Raw genomic sequence first — 18,245 nt, 5'->3', positions numbered from 1 at the left:
AGCTAATAATCAATCTGCATATCAATTAATTATTAGCTTTCACACATTCTGCTTTTTTACAGGTATCCAATTACTTTTTTATAAATTGCACTACCTATAAAAGCAAGAAACATAGAAAGGAGAAAATTTTTTAATATATCATATCTAGTTATTTAGATATCTGTTATTGTGTTTCGAATTACATAATCCTGATAATATTGGCATCCAATCATGCTTGTAATAATGCTTCTTTGTTAATGAATTAACTTTCAAAATACTGATATGAATGGAGAGTTTTATAAATGAAAAAAGTAAATCCTTTACTTATTCTGACACTCGCAATAGGTGTGTTCGGAATTATTACTACCGAGATGGGTATTGTCGGCGTATTACCACAAATCACTCAAAAATTCGGAATTCCAACTACACAAGCTGGATTTTTAGTGAGTATATTTGCACTAGTTGTTGCTATTTCTGGTCCGTTTTTAATTCTGCTCGTCTCTAGTATTAATCGCAAAATAATTTTATTAACAGCAATTTTCATATTTGTTATTTCAAACATAATCTACGCTTATACAACACAATTTGAAATCATGCTTATTTTTCGTATTTTACCGGCAGCGCTTCATCCACTCTTCTTTTCAATCGCTCTTGTAACAGCTGCTAAACTTGTCCCTCCAGAAAAGAGCGGTCAAGCAGTTACAAAAGTTTTTATGGGAATTACTGTTGGCTTTGCTTTAGGTGTACCACTAACCTCTTACCTTGCAGACCAATTTTCACTCGAAATTGCTTTCTTATTTGGAGCGCTTGTTAACACTCTTGCATTCATTGGAATACTAATCCTACTTCCTTCTATGCCTGTTAAAGAAAAAATGTCTTTCGGCAAACAAATTCGTATACTCGGCAAACCAGGATTATGGTTAAATATTTTAACCGTCACATTCCTTTTTGCAGCCATGTTTTCCGTATACAGCTACTTCGCCGAGTACCTTGCAAAAGTAACTTCCATGAATGGATCTCTCATCAGTATCATGCTATTCATATTTGGTATAGTTATGATTTTAGGTAATCATTTATTTGGTAGTCTCCTGCAAAAAAGCATAATAAACACCGTAATATCATTCCCTATTCTATATTCTGTTGTTTACATATTAGTTTATTATTTAGGTTCCTACCTTGTTCCAATGATTTTTATAGTATTCATTTGGGGAATCGTACATGCTGGTGGATTAATTGTTGGTCAAACATGGTTAATAAGCGAAGCAAAAGAAGCACCTGAATTTGGTAATAGTCTATTCGTTTCGTTCTCAAATCTCGGAATTACTCTAGGAACAACTATTGGAGGCTGGTTCATTTCAAACCTAGGTATTCACCAGCTTATTTGGAGCGGATTTATATTCACACTACTTTCATTTCTATTAATTATAGTAAAACTAAAATTTTTCAATTCTAATAGCCAGGCTTCATTATCAAGCTAGTACATTTTCAGTTCCAAATTTGAATTCTATCCATAAAAAATCATAAATTTTTCTCTATATAAAATACAGGTTATTCTTCTTATAAGATTTTATAAACTAAAAAGTATAATGCTCAAAGCCTTTAGCCATAATTACGACTAAAGGCTTTTTTGTATATAAAGTGAAACTTTAATCAGTGGGGGTTTTGTTCATCCCCCACTGATTATTAGCCCTCACCAATCGGGCGTTTACGGGCAGCAGGGCTCCCACCTAACTTCTTTGCTCCAGCCAAATTTTGAGGTGGGAGTCTTACTGCCCGCAAATAGCGGGATAAAAATAAATCTAAAAGGAGCTAGTTTTATGGAACATAATCAAAATGGAGTACTTGCTTTAATTGTTTTGTTTTTAGGATTAGTGTTTTTTGTTAGTGGAATGGTTTATCATTTATGGGGTTCTTATTAATTTCAACTTTTAGAAAGATAAATAATTCAAAAACTAAAACGTGTATTGTAATTATCGATATGGCATATTTCCAAAAACAACTTAACATGGTAAAATAATATTCGGACGGGAGTCCAATATTATTAAAATTAAGATGGTTCAAGTCGGAGGAAGGCACCTTAGGGTGTCTTTTCTTTATTTTCAAAAGGACCTGCTCAATTATTGCGTAAAAAACATAATCATCAAACAAATTCCATATAGACCCATTATTGGTTAAAATGCTATAATGAAATCAACCTACATAGTTACTCATCGTCAGACTGAGGAACTAACGTCTTGTTAAGCAATGCGCATAACTCAAATAAAAAAGACACTTCAAAGTGTCTTTTTTATTTGCATCAAGTTTCCTTTTTATCCCAAAGTCAATATAATAAGATGTAACATTTAATACACATAAAGAAAAATATAGATTTACTAAATCATCATGGCGCCCATGAAAGTACTTCTATTTTGGAGGAACAAACTATGAACAAAAAGTTATTAACATCATTATTATGTAGCACATTCTTATTTGGATTATCAGCTTGCAGTTCACATGATACATCTAGCAGTAACACGAAAAACGAACAGGAGACTTCTAAAGAAACAAAGAATGATGAACTTAGCAACAAGGATCCTCAAAAAGAACTTCCCACCCATGGAGATTTTTCTGATGTATACATATCTATAGGCCCTGTCGATTCATTAGATGTTATAGGTAATGGAGAAGTTAAAGCACAAGGTGTATTTAAAGTATTAGACGTCAGAGTGCATAATGATAAAGAGGAACCCATTACACTAAATAGCAACAACTTTAAATTAATTGACGGAATCGGAAGAGAATATCACATTTCTAATGAATTTCAATTAACACTTAAAGCTGCCAATACCGCTACATTAAAATTTGGTGTTCTTAATCCTCATGAAAATTCGGAAGGGAACATTGTATTCGATGTACCGAAAAATACGCAAGGATTAACTTTAAAAGTGAGTGGCGATATGTTGGATAAAGGTATCGAGTTAAAAGTGGAATAGTCAAAGAAAATATAAAAGTTGTTTTTCTACAAAATATATAAACCGCCTATCACAACTTATACTAACATAACAAAAAGTACAGCCTCTGTATTAACTACAGTAAACTGTACTTTTTCATTTGTGATTTTGTATAACTTACTATAACAGGATTCCTTAATCCCTTTGAGTTGATGCTCTCCAATCACGAAAAGATGTTGGGCGTCCAGAAGTAGCTCTTTTCTTTGGAGCAGCTGGTTTTTCTTCAAGAGCAACTGGTTTTTCTTCAAGAGTAGTTGGTTTTTCTTCAAGAATAGTCAATGCTGTTTGCATTTTCTCCAGCTGTTCTCTTAAAGCTTGCTGTTCAATCTTTAAATCCGTAAGTAAACGTAATATCATCTCAGAATTAGCCATAACGATCTCCTTTCCCCAAATGCACAGAATAAAATACCATATGTAATAAGCGTAATACTCGTGACAAAAATAAGTTCGTCACCTCTCTTAAAATACCGAGTGCTTTTATTTTTTCAAAAGGACCTGCTCAAGTTTATCCGTAAAAACATAAAGTGAAATAAATCCATTAATATATGGACTTTATGGAAGGAGGAGTTAATATGGGCTATGGTGGTAGTTGTGGTGGAGGCTATGGTGGTAGTTGTGGCGGAGGCTGTGGTTTTGGCGGTGGATTCGCCTTACTTGTTGTGCTCTTTATTTTATTAATCATCGTTGGAGCTAGCTGTTGGGGCGGCGGATTAGGCTGCTAATAAGAGGCACTCTTGAGAGTGTCTTTTTTTATTTCTCAATATAGGGCTAACCTATATGTGTTACTATCAAAGTGCGAGATTCCCTAAGCGTAATATAGTAGTTTACCAACTATGAAAGCCACTGTCACAAGAAAACAGTAGGCTTTTATTTTTTTATTTAGAAAGATTAGAACAGGGATTATTCTTTGCACTAATCAACATTTTAAAATTGACATAGCACTTCATGCACCATATACTGTTAACAACAGTATACTGTCATTAACAGTATATATTCCAATTCACTCTAGGAGGTATATTCATGAAACATACAGGAAGACATACAGGTGCATTTCTTTTGTTATTTTTAGCAGAAGGTGATAACTATGGCGGACAGCTACTTCAGAAATGCGTGGAAGAACTTCCGGTCAATCCAATCGATAGTGCCATCCTGTACCGCACGCTGAAGAAATTAGAAAACGAAGGTGCTATTGAATCTTATGTAAGTACAGCTCATCAAGACAAACCGAGAAAAATGTACAAAATTACCCCTGCCGGAAAAGAACAATTAGCAGATTTTCAAATGGATATTGAGGAAAAAATGAAAAACTTATCATTTTTCCTGGGCAAATATAAAGACTTAAAGGAATCTTATCATGATTAATGGCGCTATCCTTTACACTTTGGCCATTGTTCTTACGGGGATTTCTTTTATGAAGGATCGGAATAAAACGAAAGCTGCCCTATTAAAATCATGGAAAATATTTCGAAACCTCCTCCCTGCCATGCTCTCCATTATGCTTTTCGTTGGACTATCACTTTCTATCTTAACACCGTCCTTCATCTCTTCCATCATTGGAGAACAGTCTGGATTCATGGGTATTATTTATTCAGCAATACTCGGCTCTGTGGCACTCATTCCAAGCTTTGTCGTGTTCCCACTTGGTAATACGTTAGTCCAGCACGGCGCAGGCCTTCCTCAAGTTGCGGCACTTATGTCTACACTCATGTCAGTAGGAATTACAACCTTACCGATGGAACAAAAGATATTCGGACGAAGCTTTGCTTACGCTCGTAATGCATCTGCATTACTCATGTCACTCCTATTCTCATATATCATTTGGGTGGTGATGGTATGAATGAACTAAAAAGATATCGCTTCTTTTTCATTTTGCTGATTGGACTTATCATACTAACTTTTATAAACCAATCTTTAGGATGGAGCGCATTACAATTAACGGGGAATAGCATTTTGGATATGTTGTTTCTACTCCCCCCTGTCCTAATTTTTGTAGGGTTACTTGATCAGTGGGTGAAGAAAGAAACACTAATGAAATATATGGGAGAAAAGTCCGGCATATATGGAATATTATTCTCCCTATTATTAGGCGGAATTGCAGCTGGTCCCCTCTATGTTGCCTTTCCAATTGTAGCACTACTATTAAAAAAAGGCGCAAGTATTAGGTACATCGTATTTTTCTTAGGTGTTTGGACAACTGCGAAATTACCAATTATGGTGTATGAATTTTCTTCATTTGGGGCTACCTTTACACTCGTTCACATTTGCTTCGGTCTGTTGTTCTTCTACGTAATGGGCATCGTTTTTGAGAAATTTTATGATCAGCGGCAGTTGTTGCAGTATGATATTACGAAAGAAATGTAAAAAGACATCTTTACGAGATCAAGATGTCTTTTTTATATGAACCTTAATTCTCGTTCTGTAAAACCTGCGTTGCCTTTACTCCCTTTTTCTCTTCTTTTAAGAACAACGATACGATAAAAGCAATAACGATAAAGATTAACCCTAGTGTAAATGCACCTTGGAAGCCGGATGTTAAACCGTTTAACTTCTCTACTGGATCCATTGGATTTGCGGAGCTTTCCATATACTTAGTTGTTCCTGAAGACATTTTCGAAATAAATATAGCCGTACCAATTGCGCCAGCTACTTGCTGTAACGTATTAAACAGTGCTGTACCGTGCGGATATAGATCTGGTGTTAATTGATTTAAACCGTATGTTTGTGCTGTTATTACAAACATGAGTCCGACCATTAATACGCTATGCATAATAATAATTTGTAGCATTGATGTATCAGGAGTAATGCCTTTAAATAAGAACATTGCAATACCTACTAACACAATACCGGGAACGATAACAACTTTCGGGCTAAATTTATCAAATAGTTTACCTGCGATTGGTCCCATTATAGCGCTAATAATACTTCCTGGAAGCATTATTAGTCCTGATTTAAAGGCTGTAACGAGTAAAACTGTTTGCAAGAACATCGGTAATAAAGTCATCGTTGAAAATAACGACATCATAACAATGACGATTAATCCAACTGATATTGTAAACATCGGAACCTTAAATGCACGTAATTCTAAAATTGGATTCTCAATTTTTAATTGTCGAACGACAAAAATACATAGTGATATAAGCCCAACAATTAAAGCACCATACACTTTCGGATCGGGCCACCCTAAATCACCTGATGCACTAAAGCTATACACAATCCCGCCAAATCCTAATGTCGATAAAAGAATTGATGGATAATCTACTTTTGGCCTTGTTAACTCTGTAACATTTTGAATGTACTTCATCCCAATTACAATGGAAATGATCACGATAGGAACGACAATGTAAAATAACCAGCGCCAATTTAGTGAATCAACGATTACTCCAGATAATGTAGGACCAATTGCTGGAGCTGACATCATCACAAGTGCGATTAATCCCATTGTGGCACCACGTTTTTCAGGTGGACAAATAATTAAAATCGTATTCATTAATAACGGTGAAATTAACCCCGTCGCTACAGCTTGGACGATACGGCCGACTAACAAAACGGAAAATGTCGGTGCAAATCCCGCAATTAATGTACCGACTAAAAACGTTACCATAGCGATTAAGAACATTTGTCTCGTTGTGAGCCATTGCTGAAGTAACGCTGTAATCGGTACTAAAACACCCACTACTAACATGTATGCTGTAGAAAGCCATTGGATTGTTGAAGCTGTTACGTCAAATTCTTTCATTAATACTGTTAACGCATTACCAAGTAACGTTTCATTTAATAACGCAACCATTGCCCCTAAAAGTAATGCAATCAAAATGGGGGTATGTTTCATATTAGAAGTATCAACTTTGCCACTTGCAGGGCTCTTAGTTGTTATATTCATGTATTGATTCTCCTCCTGTTTTTTCTCCAAAAGCTTTATAGAAGCCTGAACACATGTAATATAATATACATATGTAGATTAAAAAGGGAGAATCAATTTTCAGCCATTGTATATTTAATCTACAAAAAAGGAGAATTGTAGATGAACGATAATGAAAAACAACTTGATTTACGTATTAGACGTACACATAAATTACTATGGGATTCCTTATTTGAATTAATGACGCAATCAAAACAGAAATATAGTTCCATCACGATTAACCAAATATGTGATCGCGCGATGGTACATCGAACAACCTTTTATAAACATTTTGAAGATAAAGATGCTTTATTAGCGTTTGGTTTTAAACGCTATGGGGAGATGATTGCTGAAATACCGCTTTTAGATCGATTAAGTAAACCATTTCAAGTGATGGAACAATTCCTTCACCATGAAGAAATCGGTAAAATATTAGAGGCGCAAATGTCTGATGAGCAATTTATTAGCCGTATACATTATTTAAGTCATGAAACAAGAAAACAGGAAACTGAAGCATTAAATCAACTTTGTAAAAATCATACGATGCCAAATGATTTAATCATTGAATTTTATTCAGGAGTAATCACATCATTAAGTGCGTGGTGGTTTCAAAACGGAAGAACAGTTTCTGTAGCAGAAATGGATAGGCATTTCCATCAACTCATTAATCGGGATATTTTTCAGTTTGAAAAGGAATAGTATTACAATTTTCGCTCATGTAATCAAATTGACCACAAAATAGGAATATGATATATTTTCCGTAGAATACTATATAAGTGTGACATCGAATGAAATTGCGTATAATAAAAGAAGAGATGCGCTAACATCTCTTCCCTAACTGCTACCGCCTAGGGTGGTGGTTATTATAAGTTATTTCTTTTTGCGGAACCCACCCTTTTGCTTGTGACGGCGCGGAGTGGGTTTTTTGTTGTCCTTATCCAGGAACTGCTTCCGCAAAAAATACGCTGAAACTTCGCGTACAGTCGCTTTTACAAACTCTTTTACAAGGTCAAACAAAAACTCCATATTATCACCTCCTTTCCTTCCGAATAGAAAGAAGGGATAACTACCCACCCTCACAATATGCAGTTAAATATATTTTATCAAATGATTGTAAAGATATTATGTAAACAAAACAAATGGAATTTTACATAGAAAAAAGCCCTTCTAAAATGGGCTTTTATATACTATTTATTCTCTTTCAACTGCTCTAACTCCCGCTGTACTTCTTCTTGCAAATTTTGATCTAACACTTCTTGTTGATTAGGGGACTTCAAATTGTAAAAATAGTTACTAGCAGCCGTTTCTGCTTCTAGTTTTTGCACATACGATTCAATGCGTGCAAAGCCTTTCGCTGTACTTTCTGTATGGAACGAATCAATCGCTCTGTTACTTTCTTTTATCGCTTGCGCCGCATTTAATCGCGAAACAAGAACTAGTTCTTTATATTGCAACTCTCCATATTTCTTTTGCAATTTGTCAATTTGTTCATAAATCGTCGCTGTTTGCTCTTTTGTTATTTCGTACTGCTGGCGATATAGCTCCGCTTTTTTCTCATTTACAATCTTTTCTTGCAGGGCTAACTGCGCCATTTGATCTTCTTCGCGTGATACTGCAAGCTCAGCTTGACGAGTTCTCTTCGCAATAAGAGCATCCGTTTCTAAAATTAATGATTCATATTTCTTTTCTAAATAATATTGATGAGAAAGTGCTTTTTCAGCCTTCGTAATTTGCTGTTCTGTTTCACGAAGATATTGCTTTAACATGCTAACAGGATTTTCTACCTTATCTAACGTTTGATGCACATCCGCTACCACAATATTTTTAATACGTTTTAAAATACCCATTATTACTTCTCCTCCTTACGAATATTGCGTTCCCATTGATCTAAAATATCTACTTGTTTTTGTACTTGAAAGTCGCTGTATAAATCTATATCCGTTGCCATTCTTTTTTCTTTTAATTTTTTATATACCCAAATAATCATTGTAACAAATGCAATCATCGGAAGGACTGGTAATAAACCAATAACTAGGAGCAATATGCCTGTCCATTTTTTAACCGTATTCCCTTCAGACTTACGAATCATGAACCAGCCGAAAAGAACAAATCCAAACGCTAACAGGAATGGTATAAAGAATAAGCCTTCAAACTCTTTTTCATGGTGTTTTTCATGATGCTGATTTCGCTCAAAGTTATTAAACTTTTCTTTTTGTGTAACGAAAGCTTCTCTTTCTTTATCGTGAGAAACAGTATACGCCGCTTGCTTATGTTTCTCATGATTCCACCTGTCAAACTTCATACTATGTAATCCAAACAATAGTAATGTCAGAAGTAACGGAAGGATCAAAATCCATTTTAACCAACGCAATTTTTTACGTTTATTCTTTTTCATCTGTTCACCACCATCTATCATTCGTTTTGAGATAAGTAAAAAATGTATTACCTCCCTTTACCTTTGATACATATGAGTGTAAAACTTGGACGTGAGAAGAGCATGAAAGAAACATGATGAATATATGAGAAATATCTAAAAATTTTCTCATAATTATTCCAAAACGAAAAAAACAACTTCTCCATATCAAATAGAGAAATTGGGTTCTTTTTTCATTATTTCTATTTACTTTCGAAACTCACATACCAATTTTCTTCAAATCCAAACTTTCAATAATTGAATGGAGAAAAAAGAGTCGATAAATTTTCGTTCCAAATATTCAGAATTAATATTAAAATGAATAATGGGGATAGGGGTATGTGATCATAAATTATACATAACGAGGGAATAGAAATGAAAATTCAATTAAAAGCTGATTTAATGCTACTACTAGTTACATTTTTTTGGGGTGCATCCATCCTACTTACAAAGCTTGGACTTGATGGCATAGAAGAATATAATTTAATCGCATTACGATTTATTATTGCCTTTCTTTTATCAGGTTTAATATTTTACAAACACTTATTCAAAATTGATCTTAAAACTGTAAAATATTCTTTTATACTAGCTTCCGTTTTATTTATCGTCTACATTTTCGCGACTTTCGGTACAAAGTATACAAGTGTATCTAATGCCGGTTTCTTACTATGTCTCACAGTCATTTTCATTCCGATATTATCAGCTATATTTTTAAAACACATTCCTGAGAAAAAAGTTATATTAGGAATTGTGTTAACGATAATAGGAATCGGATTACTAACATTAACTAGTGAATTCAAGATTGGTAACGGCGATATATTTTGCATACTGTCTGCCTTATTCTATGCGATTCACGTCATCATTACTGGAAGCGTAACAAAACATGTGAATTCAATTGCACTTGGGGTAGTACAACTCGGTTTTGTCGGCCTATTTAGTCTTATTTTTTCATTAGTGATGGAAACCCCAAAACTTCCTGGCACTATCGACTCATGGCTAATCATCTTAGCCTTAAGCATATTTTGCACCGCAGTCGCATTCATTGTTCAAGTTATCGCCCAGCAATACACTACGCCCACACATACAGGTCTTATCTTTTCATTAGAACCTGTCTTTTCAGCAGGATTTGCCTTCTTCTTCACAGGCGAAACACTCACAGGGAAAGGATACTTAGGGGCGACGCTTATACTGTTAAGTGTGTTGATTGCTGAGTTGGATTTTAAGAGTTTGTTGCGGGTTAGTTTTAAGAGGAATATAGAGTAAACATTTCACTATGATCAATAAACATACCCCAGAAAAATATGAGTTTATATTTTTTTCATTCTCTTCACTTAGACTTTCTTTTAAATGAGACTTTTTTAGATGCTATCTTCGAATAAGGTAGCATCTAAAAAATGTTCAAAATTACTTACTGAATATAGTCATACAGATTTTTCGCCAACAATAAACAAGTTACTGTAATGAAAAGAGCACGAACATACCCGCTTCCTTTTTTTATAGCAAATTTGGAGCCAACAATCCCTCCAGCAATTTGAGCAATCCCCATTATAAAACCATACACATAGTTTACTTGCCCTACATACATAAACATCAACAATGCACCAACATTACTTCCTAAATTAAGAAGCTTCGCATTACCTGCTGCTTTTAAAAAATCATACCCAATAAATAAAAGAGAAAACATTAAAAACGAACCTGTGCCAGGACCTAGAAATCCATCATAAAAACCAATAGCAAAAACAAAAAAAGTAAAGATAATGACGTGTCGACCAGACAATTTCTTATGAGTGGAAACACTACCCCAATCCTTTTTGAAAATCGTATAAATAGCAACCACACCAAGCATGATCAACATCAATGGCTTCAGTACTTCTGGGTTCATTAAATGAACGATCCATGCCCCTATTATGGAACCTATGAAAGTGAGTGGAAATAATTTAAACGCCGATTTCAAATCAAGATTACCAGAACGATAAAACACAATATTACTAGTTGCACACCCCATTGTCGACGCTAGTTTATTCGTGGCTACTGCACTTGCTGGATTCAATCCTGTAAATAATAAAGCGGGTAAGGCAATGAGTCCTCCACCACCTACAACTGAATCAATAAATGCGGCTAAAAATCCAAAAGCAATCAAAATAATTAATACTGATGGGTCTAAATAAAAATCCATTTTATCAACCTCCCCTTTAGTCACTATCCGAATAGTAACTAATAATTTGCTAAATGTAAACAGTTATTGTAACGTTGAAATATAAAAGCAAACATCGGAGGACGAAAAAAGTGGACTACATAGTGCAACAGCTTAAAAAAATTGGTTTTAATGAATATGAAGCTAAATCTTATGTATCTCTTGTTAAACAGGGGCCTGTCACAGCCTACCAAGTGAGTAAGGATTCGGGTATCCCAAGAGCACGAATTTACGAGATTTTGGGTAACCTTGTAGAAAAAGGAATTGTCATGAAGGAAGAAATAAATGACACCACTCGCTATTCACCTCTACCTGTTGAAATCTTTTTACAAAAGGCGCAATCAGAATGGCAGTCTACTTATGAAGTAATCAGTGATTCATTAAAAAAACTAGAAACTTTCGAGGAAAAAACGGACAATCGAGTGATTACTTTAAAAGACAATAAAACAATAATTAGCTATTGTCAGGCATTAATAAAAAAAGCAGAAAAACGTATTGTCATTTCGATGTGGGATGAGATGTACGAAGTATTAAAAGAGGACCTATCTGAGGTAGCCGATAAAGTCATAATACAAGGTATTACCCTACATGTTGAAAATCCCATTAAAAATCTAGAAGCCCACCGTATAACACCTTATACAGAAACCCGGTCTACAGAACATTGGTTTATTTTATCGATAGATTCTAAAGAAATGATTTACGGCCCATCACTTGAGGAGCGTAATGTTGCTTTTTATACAGATGACCCTGTTCATATATACCTATTAGAGGATTATGTGTGGCATGATGTGTTAGTGAATCGACTTGTCCGACGTAGCCAAGATGATTTGGATCAATGGATTACTACAGAGCGAAAATCCTTCTTTATGGAAAAATAAGAAGCATATTCAAGAGCAACCCAAAAAATTTGCGTATTAAACCTAACAACTTCTCCGTACAAAAATAGCCGACTATTATATAGTAAATAGTCGGCTATTTTTATATAAATTTATACAGACGCTGCCATTTTCCCTTTGCGGAATATTCCGATTAACCCAGCGATTAATGAGATAAACGCTTCTCCCACTCTTTCACCTTCTCAATTGTTACATCTAATTTCTTAGCCACTTCCTCTATACTCATTCCCTTAAAGAGCATTCCAGCTGCAGAAAGAGCTTTATCAATTTCTTCTTGCTTCTCTTGCTCATATAAACGACCCACTTTTGTCATCCGTAACCACTCCTTTACTTTTTTATATGCCTTCTTCTATTTTATCATCCAATCTCCACAAACCGCCCAAACTCCTTCAAGAATCTTAGGTTAAAACTGCCCACAGGTCCATTCCGATGCTTCGCCACATGAATCTCCGTCATCTCTTTCTGCTTCGTTTCCTTATCGTAATAATCTTCACGATACATAAGCATAATGACATCCGCATCTTGCTCAATTTGTCCTGTCTCTCTTAAATCAGATAAAAGCGGACGCTTATCTTGACGTGACTCTACGGAACGAGATAATTGTGACAACGCTACTACACATACTTTTAAATCACGCGCTAATAACTTAAGCTTACGTGAAATCTCACTAATCTCTTGAAATCGATTGCCCTTATGCTTCGGATCGCCCGTAATAAGCTGCAAATAATCTACAATGACTAAAAGCTTTTTATCACCGTGCTTCCTCTTTAACTTACGAGTTTGCATCCAAATATCTTGCACCGTAACGCCTGCATTATCGTAAATCTCAAGTGGTAACTCCCCGATCTCCGCAAACGCCTTACTCACCTTTTCCCAGTCTTCCATCGCAAAACGGTGCTTCGGATTTTTCAGCCTACCTCCTGATACTTCACCTACGCATGACGCCATCCTTTTTAACAATTGCTTACTACTCATCTCTAATGAAAACAATCCAACTGCCGCTCCAGATTTCGCCGCATGCAATGCGATATTTAACGCAAACGCCGTTTTTCCCATAGAAGGACGTGCACCAAGAACGACAAAATCCCCTTCCTGCAATCCGCACGTCATTTTATTTAACGATATATAACCAGTCTCAATACCAGTATTCTCTTTCGTATCTTGATGAAGCTCTTCATACAAATCAACTAACGCATCCTTCAAATCAAACTCACATACACAGTCCTTTTCCTCTAACTCACAAAGTTCCGTAATCGTCTCACCGATAATTTTCTCATTCTTCTCCGCAATAAGACGCTCTCCCATCTTGTGCCCGAGAACGCCAGCCTGATACATTTTCCAAGCACCTCGAACAAGCCCCTCATAATATGAAAAGTTGCTAGTTGTAGGCACACCCTCTATTAACCCTATAAAATACTCCATTCCCCCGATATTCTCCAAAAAATTTGGATTCATCTTAGAAACAAGCGTCACAAGATCAATTGGTTGCCCTTCATCTTCAATTTTCCGCATTAACCGAAATATAGACTTATGAACTGGCATAGAAAAATAATGCTCCGTCAAACGGCACTCCTTAATAAGCTCTCCTTCAATTAAAAGAGAACCTAACACCGTCTTTTCCGCCTCCACATTTTGAATACTCATGGACGCCACCCGCGTTCCGCTAAAAAGCGCTGCAGCTCTTCCTCTGACGGCGCATTCTTCTCCCACTCCTCACACCTCGCCAAAAAATCCTCTGTCTCCCCAGTACTAACAGACGACTCTTTCTTCCTAAACTGAACCGTATCCGCCTCAACCTCAGACACTTTCGTAAATCCTTTCCCGTGCCACCCCCTCAAAATCCCCTTCACATAAGCAACCGTCCGCTTATTATTCTCAAACGCAATTTGAAGAGCCTTCAGCACAAGCTCCTCTGACAAATCAACCATCCACGCACTCAGTTCCTCTACCGTATGAGGAGACAAACTACCAAAATGTTGTTCATAAAACGTGAACACCTTACTTCCCGTTTCCTCCTCTATAACCTCTTCTTCCACTGTTTCCTCGCAAACTGGATCAACATCATCCACAGCCAGATCACCAGGCATACCGAAATGTGCTAAAAGCATCGGAACATTCAGCTCCTCCTCCGCGCACTTCTGAAGAAACATATGTACAAACTCCTTATTCTTCACACCCTTAAGCTCACGAAGCACACACTTCTCCACATTCGTATTCGTCACAGGATTATAACGAATCCAATTTAAAATAAATAACTCCCTCGTCTCCGCATCATAAAGAATCTTTCCATAATCAATAAAGCGCTGCAAGAGCTTATCAACCGTCTCCCGATTATAACCAGTCTCCATCTCAGCTAACCGCTTCGGAAAAGGAAAAATCCCACACTGCGTCGTCTTCGAACAAGTTAATAAGTAAACATAAAAATACCGCTCCTCCGGCGTCAAATCCAAAACAAAATCATCCTGCCAAAAATTCACCTGCACATTACGATACACCGCCATCAAAGTTCCTCCCGTCCTCATTCAAAAATGAAAAATTCCTCTTTGTACTATATATAGGAAGGAGGGGCGGGTTTTTGGCGTGTTATTTCAAAATTTTTTTGACTACTACTACTACGGTGTTTGTTGTTGTTTTTGTTTTGTTGTGTTTTTTCTTAGTGATTTATTACTTGGTAGGGGCTTGTAAGGGGTATGGGAGGGGCTAGTTGGCGGTTACTTCGATTAAGAAGGTTCTGTTTTGGAAGCCACCTCGTTCTGTTGCTTTCTTTTTACGGATTGTATTGATTTCTTCGAGTTTGTGGGTTTTTTCATGGTTGGTTTTGTCCTCCCTTTTTTGTTTTGTCTTCTTTAGGTTAGGGGGTGACGTTGGGGGAGGTGCAAGGGGATTCTCATATTTTAACTTCAAAAAACAGCAACACTTATTTCAGCGTTGCTGTCCTTCTTTCAAAATATGTATGAAGACGATACTCACATATCTCCTTCGTCCATTCAAATAAAATTTCTTCATCTTCTTTTCTAACATCCATATTTAGAGAAAATAAGTTTTCATCAAATGATAGTAAGCCTTTCGAACTACCACTCCATTTTGTCATTGGCATTGTAGCGATTAGTTTACTAACTTTTTCTTCATCATATTCCCACATACGTTGCGCTTGCTTATCACTAAAATCAATTCGCTTACGGTATTCTTTTTCCATTAAGAACTGATGGAAGAATGGTGCAACTTCTCCTGGTGAAATAGGATGGTACCATCTCTCTTTCCCGCGTTGTAACATCGCTAACAGTAACAGCATTTTATAACTTTTTGCCATTCCTGTCTTTTCAACTTCTTGTAACCACGCTTCATAATGTAAAAACACTGCTTTTTCCTGTTCTGTTAGTTCATCATTCCATGCCAAAAAGCCAACATATGATTTAAACTCTTGGCGATATTCTTTACTTTCTTCTGTACCAAGCTTATGTAATTCTAAATATGTCGGTCTACGTCCAAGATCCATTTTTACAGTTTGATAGCTATGCTGCAATTTTTCTTTTCTCGGCATTTTCTTTTTCATCAATTCATCTAATAACTGCTTTGCTTCCAATTCAAACTCTACTGTACATCCAGCTGGCAATATGTTTTGTCTGCCGTTCCCTTTCGCCTTTCCATCATCAACTCGAAGCATTTGCAATTTTATGTCTGCATTTCGGTAATTTGCAATTAAATCGATTACAATGCAAGACTCTTTTTGTTCATGTAATCGTAATCCACGACCAATTTGCTGTGTAAAAATCGTTAATGATTCTGTCGGACGCACAAATAAAAGTGTATCGACAGATGGAATATCAACACCTTCATTAAATAAATCTACTGTGAAAATAGCATCTAATTCGTTACTATCCAACTGTTTAATTGCATCTTCTCTCGAAATATGTTTTGTTTCCGAATGAAGCGAGATTGTGTTATATCTATTCTCATTAAAATATGTAGACAAAAAGACCGCTTGCCTAATACTTGAACAGAAGACAATCGTTCTCGTTTTCTTATATTTCTTCCAAGCCTCTAGAATATTTAAGGCTAGTTCCTCTCTTAACTGAACTTGTGCAAGTTCCTCACGATCATACTTATTACCTATCCAACGTATTTGCGAATAATCAGTCTCATCATGTACTCCATAATAATGAAACGGAGATAACCACCCACGTTGAATCGCCTCCATAAAATCAATACGGTATGCAACATTCCCATCACAAATTGAATAAATATCTCGGAAGTCATTACGATCTGGTGTTGCCGTTATTCCCAATAAAAAATTAGGTTTAAAATAATCTAGCACTCTTTGATAACTATTTGCTGCCGCATGATGGAACTCGTCTACAATAATAAGATCAAAATCATTAGGCGAGAAGTTTTCTAAATGGAGCTTTCTACTCAACGTTTGAATAGATGCAAAAACAACATCCTTCTCGTCCTCTTTTTTCTTTCCATTATAAATTCCCGTAGTCTTATTATCGATTACACACAGAAAAGACCTTTCTGCCTGATTTAATATTTCTTCTAAATGTGCAATAAATAGAACTCGTTTAAAACGTTTCGCAAAGAAAGCCGCTAAATACGTTTTACCAAGCCCTGTCGCCATAACAACCATCGCTTTGTTGTATCCTTCTTCTAGTACGTTCTCTAACTGTTCTAACGCAGGGATTTGTGCAAAGCGTGGCATAATCTTAGTTTCATATACAGCCGATGCCTCTAATTCAACTTCTACTCCTGAGCTCGCAGTATAATCCTCTTGTCCAGACGGCATCATCATTTCAATCTCTTCTTGTTTTGTCCAAGTTCGGATTAAATTCGAATGAGTTGTATGAAATCCTTCGTACTCTTTACGATATTGTTTAATTGTTTCTACATTAATAGACTGAGTTGCTTCATTCATATGAATATGTAAAAATTGATCAATCGCCTCTGAAAAAGCTTCCTCTCCAACACTCTCTTTTACAAGTAAACTCCATTCCACACCACTTGTTAATGCAGAACGAGACATATTAGAAGAACCAACAATCATAACCCCATCGCTCTCACGCTCAAATAAATAAGCCTTCGGATGAAATGATTTCCCCGCACTCTTCCATAATCGAATCTCAATGTCAGGATGAATTTGATACAATTTCTCTAAAGCATCTGGCTGTGTAATATACAAATAATCTCCTGTACAAATCTTAATATCCACATTTTTTTCCGCTGCTACCCTCAAGAGAGGGGCTAACACATCTACCCCCGATTTCATAACAAACGAAGTTAAAATGTAAATCGATTTTGCATCATCCATATATCGCTCTAACTTATGGATCAAATTATTCGTAACAAGCTGAACATTAGTCATCATGTACCTCAACTAAAAAGATTCTCTCCTGAAAACCACCACGTTTTTCCGCCTTCTGTTTACGAACTTTCTCAACATCCTCTAACGTTACACCTTCATATTGAGCTAACGTATTCACTAACTCTAATAAATCAGCTAACTCTTCTACTTTATGCTCTTTACTTTCGGCTTCTAAATACTCAGTTAGCTCCTCTTGTGTTTTTTTGCTCACTTCTTCTATATATTCTTTTTCATCTAGTATTCTAGTTGTAAATGTTTTCCCGTTATTCTCGATAATTTCTGGTATGCGATCTCTTACTAATTTGTTGTAGATTGGCATTTGAATTCCTCCAGGATTAGGGTTTTAATTCTCTAATTATACCATATAAGATTTAGTGCTTTTCTTTCTGTTTGCATGCGATAGCTGCTTAAACAATACATTTTAATCCAATAAATAAGGCCATATCAAAAGCATACTCCAATGCCATTTTGATACAGCCTTATCCTATCCACTAATACTACTATCCCGTTAATCAT

20 protein-coding genes and 1 pseudogene are annotated in these 18,245 nt (G+C 35.9%); 9 read left to right on the top strand and 12 right to left on the bottom strand.

Annotation, left to right across the window (positions count from 1 at the left end):
- The first annotated feature begins 281 nt into the window (after positions 1-281).
- Positions 282-1,457 carry an MFS transporter gene (locus ACFVQC_RS09665; RefSeq protein WP_377898235.1) on the top strand — a complete coding sequence of 392 codons (1,176 nt, stop codon included), beginning with the start codon at positions 282-284 and terminating at the stop codon, positions 1,455-1,457.
- Positions 1,458-2,402: 945 nt separating this feature from the next.
- The gene (locus ACFVQC_RS09660) at positions 2,403-2,951 is read left to right on the top strand and encodes a DUF4352 domain-containing protein (RefSeq protein WP_377894066.1); all 549 of its coding nucleotides are present in this window, start codon (positions 2,403-2,405) and stop codon (positions 2,949-2,951) included.
- Between the two features lie 153 nt (positions 2,952-3,104).
- Here ACFVQC_RS09660 and ACFVQC_RS09655 read toward each other — a convergent pair whose 3' ends face one another.
- Positions 3,105-3,341: a hypothetical protein gene (locus ACFVQC_RS09655; protein ID WP_002150192.1), complete on the bottom strand. Its 237-nt coding sequence runs from the start codon at positions 3,339-3,341 to the stop codon at positions 3,105-3,107.
- 200 nt (positions 3,342-3,541) lie between these two features.
- On the opposite strand from ACFVQC_RS09655, the gene ACFVQC_RS09650 reads away from it, so the two are divergent.
- The 4 genes from ACFVQC_RS09650 to ACFVQC_RS09635 all read left to right on the top strand — a co-directional run bounded on the left by ACFVQC_RS09650 (position 3,542) and on the right by ACFVQC_RS09635 (position 5,330).
- Positions 3,542-3,691 (top strand): YjcZ family sporulation protein, encoded by a 150-nt coding sequence (locus tag ACFVQC_RS09650; RefSeq protein ID WP_002150194.1) that lies wholly within the window; start codon positions 3,542-3,544, stop codon positions 3,689-3,691.
- 298 nt (positions 3,692-3,989) lie between these two features.
- Positions 3,990-4,331: a PadR family transcriptional regulator gene (locus ACFVQC_RS09645; protein WP_377894068.1), complete on the top strand. Its 342-nt coding sequence runs from the start codon at positions 3,990-3,992 to the stop codon at positions 4,329-4,331.
- Positions 4,324-4,806: a hypothetical protein gene (locus ACFVQC_RS09640; RefSeq protein WP_377898234.1), complete on the top strand. Its 483-nt coding sequence runs from the start codon at positions 4,324-4,326 to the stop codon at positions 4,804-4,806. The genes ACFVQC_RS09645 and ACFVQC_RS09640 overlap by 8 nt, the downstream gene beginning before the upstream one ends.
- The gene (locus tag ACFVQC_RS09635; protein WP_377898233.1) at positions 4,803-5,330 is read left to right on the top strand and encodes a permease; all 528 of its coding nucleotides are present in this window, start codon (positions 4,803-4,805) and stop codon (positions 5,328-5,330) included. Before ACFVQC_RS09640 ends, ACFVQC_RS09635 begins: the two co-directional genes overlap by 4 nt.
- Before the next feature lie 43 nt (positions 5,331-5,373).
- Here the strand turns inward: ACFVQC_RS09635 and ACFVQC_RS09630 are convergent, their stop codons facing one another.
- Positions 5,374-6,849 carry an MDR family MFS transporter gene (locus ACFVQC_RS09630; RefSeq protein ID WP_377898232.1) on the bottom strand — a complete coding sequence of 492 codons (1,476 nt, stop codon included), beginning with the start codon at positions 6,847-6,849 and terminating at the stop codon, positions 5,374-5,376.
- A gap of 141 nt (positions 6,850-6,990) precedes the next feature.
- Here ACFVQC_RS09630 and ACFVQC_RS09625 point away from each other — a divergent pair, with 141 nt between their 5' ends.
- Positions 6,991-7,566: a TetR/AcrR family transcriptional regulator gene (locus ACFVQC_RS09625; RefSeq protein ID WP_377898231.1), complete on the top strand. Its 576-nt coding sequence runs from the start codon at positions 6,991-6,993 to the stop codon at positions 7,564-7,566.
- A 171-nt stretch (positions 7,567-7,737) separates the two neighbouring features.
- On the opposite strand, the gene ACFVQC_RS09620 is transcribed toward ACFVQC_RS09625, so the two are convergent.
- From ACFVQC_RS09620 to ACFVQC_RS09610, 3 genes are all read right to left on the bottom strand, one after another.
- Positions 7,738-7,893, bottom strand: coding sequence for a hypothetical protein (locus tag ACFVQC_RS09620; RefSeq protein WP_219917334.1), 156 nt, complete (start codon positions 7,891-7,893; stop codon positions 7,738-7,740).
- Between the two features lie 161 nt (positions 7,894-8,054).
- Positions 8,055-8,714, bottom strand: coding sequence for a PspA/IM30 family protein (locus ACFVQC_RS09615; protein WP_377898230.1), 660 nt, complete (start codon positions 8,712-8,714; stop codon positions 8,055-8,057).
- 2 nt (positions 8,715-8,716) lie between these two features.
- Complete coding sequence (locus ACFVQC_RS09610) at positions 8,717-9,262, bottom strand: hypothetical protein (protein WP_377898229.1); 546 nt, start codon at positions 9,260-9,262, stop codon at positions 8,717-8,719.
- Positions 9,263-9,655: 393 nt separating this feature from the next.
- On the opposite strand from ACFVQC_RS09610, the gene ACFVQC_RS09605 reads away from it, so the two are divergent.
- The gene (locus ACFVQC_RS09605; protein WP_377898228.1) at positions 9,656-10,543 is read left to right on the top strand and encodes a DMT family transporter; all 888 of its coding nucleotides are present in this window, start codon (positions 9,656-9,658) and stop codon (positions 10,541-10,543) included.
- Between the two features lie 145 nt (positions 10,544-10,688).
- Here the strand turns inward: ACFVQC_RS09605 and ACFVQC_RS09600 are convergent, their stop codons facing one another.
- Positions 10,689-11,456: a TSUP family transporter gene (locus ACFVQC_RS09600; protein ID WP_016094649.1), complete on the bottom strand. Its 768-nt coding sequence runs from the start codon at positions 11,454-11,456 to the stop codon at positions 10,689-10,691.
- Positions 11,457-11,566: 110 nt separating this feature from the next.
- On the opposite strand from ACFVQC_RS09600, the gene ACFVQC_RS09595 reads away from it, so the two are divergent.
- Entirely contained in the window at positions 11,567-12,352 is a 786-nt protein-coding gene (locus ACFVQC_RS09595) for a TrmB family transcriptional regulator (RefSeq protein WP_377898227.1), read from the top strand.
- Positions 12,353-12,515: 163 nt separating this feature from the next.
- Here the strand turns inward: ACFVQC_RS09595 and ACFVQC_RS09590 are convergent, their stop codons facing one another.
- The 6 genes and pseudogenes from ACFVQC_RS09590 to ACFVQC_RS09565 all read right to left on the bottom strand — a co-directional run bounded on the left by ACFVQC_RS09590 (position 12,516) and on the right by ACFVQC_RS09565 (position 18,048).
- Positions 12,516-12,683: a hypothetical protein gene (locus tag ACFVQC_RS09590; RefSeq protein WP_000169779.1), complete on the bottom strand. Its 168-nt coding sequence runs from the start codon at positions 12,681-12,683 to the stop codon at positions 12,516-12,518.
- Positions 12,684-12,727: 44 nt separating this feature from the next.
- Positions 12,728-14,014, bottom strand: coding sequence for a replicative DNA helicase (gene dnaB, locus ACFVQC_RS09585; protein WP_377898226.1), 1,287 nt, complete (start codon positions 14,012-14,014; stop codon positions 12,728-12,730).
- Complete coding sequence (locus ACFVQC_RS09580) at positions 14,011-14,871, bottom strand: DnaD domain-containing protein (protein WP_377898225.1); 861 nt, start codon at positions 14,869-14,871, stop codon at positions 14,011-14,013. Before ACFVQC_RS09580 ends, dnaB begins: the two co-directional genes overlap by 4 nt.
- A 199-nt stretch (positions 14,872-15,070) precedes the next feature.
- Positions 15,071-15,163, bottom strand: a pseudogene (locus ACFVQC_RS09575) (nucleoside triphosphate pyrophosphohydrolase); the annotation flags it as partial.
- 124 nt (positions 15,164-15,287) lie between these two features.
- Positions 15,288-17,729 (bottom strand): DEAD/DEAH box helicase family protein, encoded by a 2,442-nt coding sequence (locus tag ACFVQC_RS09570; RefSeq protein ID WP_377898224.1) that lies wholly within the window; start codon positions 17,727-17,729, stop codon positions 15,288-15,290.
- Entirely contained in the window at positions 17,722-18,048 is a 327-nt protein-coding gene (locus tag ACFVQC_RS09565) for a nucleoside triphosphate pyrophosphohydrolase (RefSeq protein WP_002134693.1), read from the bottom strand. Before ACFVQC_RS09565 ends, ACFVQC_RS09570 begins: the two co-directional genes overlap by 8 nt.
- Positions 18,049-18,245: the final 197 nt, after the last annotated feature.

The sequence above is a fragment of the Bacillus sp. NPDC057893 genome, from assembly GCF_042796455.1.
Classification (GTDB): domain Bacteria; phylum Bacillota; class Bacilli; order Bacillales; family Bacillaceae_G; genus Bacillus_A.
This window is presented reverse-complemented; position numbering and strand designations above follow the sequence as displayed.

Excerpts from the sequence above, each read along its gene's own strand:
- ACFVQC_RS09565 (WP_002134693.1), bottom strand. The coding sequence starts at position 18,048 with ATGCCAATCTACAACAAATTAGTAAGAGATCGCATACCAGAAATTATC.
- ACFVQC_RS09610 (WP_377898229.1), bottom strand. The coding sequence starts at position 9,262 with ATGAAAAAGAATAAACGTAAAAAATTGCGTTGGTTAAAATGGATTTTG.
- ACFVQC_RS09630 (WP_377898232.1), bottom strand. The coding sequence starts at position 6,849 with ATGAATATAACAACTAAGAGCCCTGCAAGTGGCAAAGTTGATACTTCT.
- ACFVQC_RS09600 (WP_016094649.1), bottom strand. The coding sequence starts at position 11,456 with ATGGATTTTTATTTAGACCCATCAGTATTAATTATTTTGATTGCTTTT.
- ACFVQC_RS09620 (WP_219917334.1), bottom strand. The coding sequence starts at position 7,893 with ATGGAGTTTTTGTTTGACCTTGTAAAAGAGTTTGTAAAAGCGACTGTA.
- ACFVQC_RS09665 (WP_377898235.1), top strand. The coding sequence starts at position 282 with ATGAAAAAAGTAAATCCTTTACTTATTCTGACACTCGCAATAGGTGTG.
- ACFVQC_RS09645 (WP_377894068.1), top strand. The coding sequence starts at position 3,990 with ATGAAACATACAGGAAGACATACAGGTGCATTTCTTTTGTTATTTTTA.
- ACFVQC_RS09650 (WP_002150194.1), top strand. The coding sequence starts at position 3,542 with ATGGGCTATGGTGGTAGTTGTGGTGGAGGCTATGGTGGTAGTTGTGGC.
- ACFVQC_RS09580 (WP_377898225.1), bottom strand. The coding sequence starts at position 14,871 with ATGGCGGTGTATCGTAATGTGCAGGTGAATTTTTGGCAGGATGATTTT.
- ACFVQC_RS09615 (WP_377898230.1), bottom strand. The coding sequence starts at position 8,714 with ATGGGTATTTTAAAACGTATTAAAAATATTGTGGTAGCGGATGTGCAT.
- ACFVQC_RS09605 (WP_377898228.1), top strand. The coding sequence starts at position 9,656 with ATGAAAATTCAATTAAAAGCTGATTTAATGCTACTACTAGTTACATTT.
- ACFVQC_RS09625 (WP_377898231.1), top strand. The coding sequence starts at position 6,991 with ATGAACGATAATGAAAAACAACTTGATTTACGTATTAGACGTACACAT.
- ACFVQC_RS09640 (WP_377898234.1), top strand. The coding sequence starts at position 4,324 with ATGATTAATGGCGCTATCCTTTACACTTTGGCCATTGTTCTTACGGGG.
- ACFVQC_RS09660 (WP_377894066.1), top strand. The coding sequence starts at position 2,403 with ATGAACAAAAAGTTATTAACATCATTATTATGTAGCACATTCTTATTT.
- dnaB (WP_377898226.1), bottom strand. The coding sequence starts at position 14,014 with ATGAGTATTCAAAATGTGGAGGCGGAAAAGACGGTGTTAGGTTCTCTT.
- ACFVQC_RS09590 (WP_000169779.1), bottom strand. The coding sequence starts at position 12,683 with ATGACAAAAGTGGGTCGTTTATATGAGCAAGAGAAGCAAGAAGAAATT.
- ACFVQC_RS09570 (WP_377898224.1), bottom strand. The coding sequence starts at position 17,729 with ATGACTAATGTTCAGCTTGTTACGAATAATTTGATCCATAAGTTAGAG.
- ACFVQC_RS09655 (WP_002150192.1), bottom strand. The coding sequence starts at position 3,341 with ATGGCTAATTCTGAGATGATATTACGTTTACTTACGGATTTAAAGATT.
- ACFVQC_RS09635 (WP_377898233.1), top strand. The coding sequence starts at position 4,803 with ATGAATGAACTAAAAAGATATCGCTTCTTTTTCATTTTGCTGATTGGA.